Annotated in this window: 1 rRNA gene (cut by a window edge); it reads right to left on the bottom strand. The window is 53.8% G+C overall.

Annotated features, from left to right (window positions below):
- Positions 1–107 precede the first annotated feature (107 nt).
- Positions 108–2,645, bottom strand: a 23S ribosomal RNA gene (locus AC1DFU_RS27475) (it continues 343 nt past the right edge of the window).

Genomic DNA, 2,645 nt, shown 5'->3' with positions numbered 1-2,645 from the left:
CGATGCAAAGAGACGCGCCTGAGCGCCTGCCTCTCGTTTGGTCTTGTGACGTAGCGTGCACTTGGATCTATCGACATGTCATGTCGGCCAAGGCAACTTGAGGTTATATGGTCAAGCCTCTCGGATCATTAGTATCAGTTAGCTCAATACATTGCTGTACTTACACACCTGACCTATCAACCACGTAGTCTACATGGTTCCTTCAGGGGGCTTGTGCCCCGGGAGATCTCATCTTGAGGCGCGCTTCCCGCTTAGATGCTTTCAGCGGTTATCGCTTCCGAACATAGCTACCCGGCAATGCCACTGGCGTGACAACCGGAACACCAGAGGTTCGTCCACTCCGGTCCTCTCGTACTAGGAGCAGCCCCTCTCAAATCTCCAACGCCCATGGCAGATAGGGACCGAACTGTCTCACGACGTTCTGAACCCAGCTCGCGTACCACTTTAAATGGCGAACAGCCATACCCTTGGGACCGACTACAGCCCCAGGATGTGATGAGCCGACATCGAGGTGCCAAACACCGCCGTCGATATGAACTCTTGGGCGGTATCAGCCTGTTATCCCCGGAGTACCTTTTATCCGTTGAGCGATGGCCCTTCCATACAGAACCACCGGATCACTAAGTCCTAGTTTCCTACCTGCTTGATCCGTCGATCTTGCAGTCAAGCACGCTTATGCCTTTGCACACAGTGCGCGATGTCCGACCGCGCTGAGCGTACCTTCGAGCTCCTCCGTTACTCTTTAGGAGGAGACCGCCCCAGTCAAACTACCCACCATACACGGTCCCCGATCCAGATAATGGACCCAGGTTAGAACGTCAAGCACGACAGGGTGGTATTTCAAGGATGGCTCCRCCACAGCTAGCGCCATGGTTTCATAGCCTCCCACCTATCCTACACAGACGAACTCAACGTTCAGTGTAAAGCTATAGTAAAGGTTCACGGGGTCTTTCCGTCTTGCCACGGGAACGCTGCATCTTCACAGCGATTTCAATTTCACTGAGTCTCGGGTGGAGACAGCGCCGCTGTCGTTACGCCATTCGTGCAGGTCGGAACTTACCCGACAAGGAATTTCGCTACCTTAGGACCGTTATAGTTACGGCCGCCGTTTACTGGGGCTTCGATCAAGAGCTTCGCCTTGCGGCTGACCCCATCAATTAACCTTCCAGCACCGGGCAGGCGTCACACCCTATACGTCCACTTTCGTGTTTGCAGAGTGCTGTGTTTTTGATAAACAGTCGCAGCGGCCTGGTTACTGCGACCCTCTTCAGCTATAGCTCGCACGAGCCACCAAAAAGGGTGCACCTTCTCCCGAAGTTACGGTGCCATGTTGCCTAGTTCCTTCACCCGAGTTCTCTCAAGCGCCTGAGAATTCTCATCCTACCCACCTGTGTCGGTTTACGGTACGGTCTGCGTAAGCTGAAGCTTAGGAGCTTTTCCTGGAAGCGTGGTATCAGCAACTTCGCCATAAAGGCTCGTCTCGGTGCTCGGTCTTRRAGGATCCCGGATTTGCCAAAGATCCAAACCTACCGCCTTTCCCCGGGACAACCAACGCCCGGTATGCCTAACCTTCTCCGTCCCTCCATCGCACTTACGCGAGGTGCAGGAATATTAACCTGCTTCCCATCGACTACGACTTTCGTCCTCGCCTTAGGGGCCGACTCACCCTGCGCCGATTAACGTTGCGCAAGGAAACCTTGGGCTTTCGGCGTGCGGGTTTTTCACCCGCATTATCGTTACTCATGTCAGCATTCGCACTTCCGATACCTCCAGCAGACTTCTCAATCCACCTTCAACGGCTTACGGAACGCTCCTCTACCGCGTACATATAAATATGCACACCCCAAGCTTCGGTTCTGTGCTTAGCCCCGTTAAATCTTCCCCGCAGACCGACTCGACCAGTGAGCTATTACGCTTTCTTTAAAGGGTGGCTGCTTCTAAGCCAACCTCCTGGCTGTCTGTGCCTTTCCACATGGTTTTCCACTTAGCACAAAATTTGGGACCTTAGCTGTGGGTCTGGGTTGTTTCCCTTTTCACGACGGACGTTAGCACCCGCCGTGTGTCTCCCATACAGTCCGTCTCGGTATTCGGAGTTTGCAATGGTTTGGTAAGTCGCGATGACCCCCTAGCCATAACAGTGCTCTACCCCCGAGAGGATACATATGAGGCGCTACCTAAATAGCTTTCGAGGAGAACCAGCTATCTCCGGGTTCGATTAGCTTTTCACTCCTAATCACAGCTCATCCCCGTCTTTTGCAACAGACGTGGGTTCGGGCCTCCAGTACCTGTTACGGCACCTTCACCCTGGCCATGACTAGATCACCCGGTTTCGGGTCTACTGCCCGCGACTATGCGCCCTTATCAGACTCGGTTTCCCTTCGCCTCCCCTATACGGTTAAGCTTGCCACGAACAGTAAGTCGCTGACCCATTATACAAAAGGTACGCAGTCACCCCTTGCGAGGCTCCTACTGCTTGTACGCACACGGTTTCAGGATCTATTTCACTCCCCTCTCCGGGGTTCTTTTCGCCTTTCCCTCACGGTACTGGTTCACTATCGGTCGGTCAGTAGTATTTAGCCTTGGAGGATGGTCCCCCCATGTTCAGACAGGGTTTCACGTGCCCCGCCCTACTCGTCTTCACTGAA

This window comes from Cupriavidus sp. 10L45 (assembly GCF_056395225.1).
The sequence above is the reverse complement of the archived record's forward strand: the minus strand, read 5'-3'. Positions and strand labels throughout refer to the sequence as shown.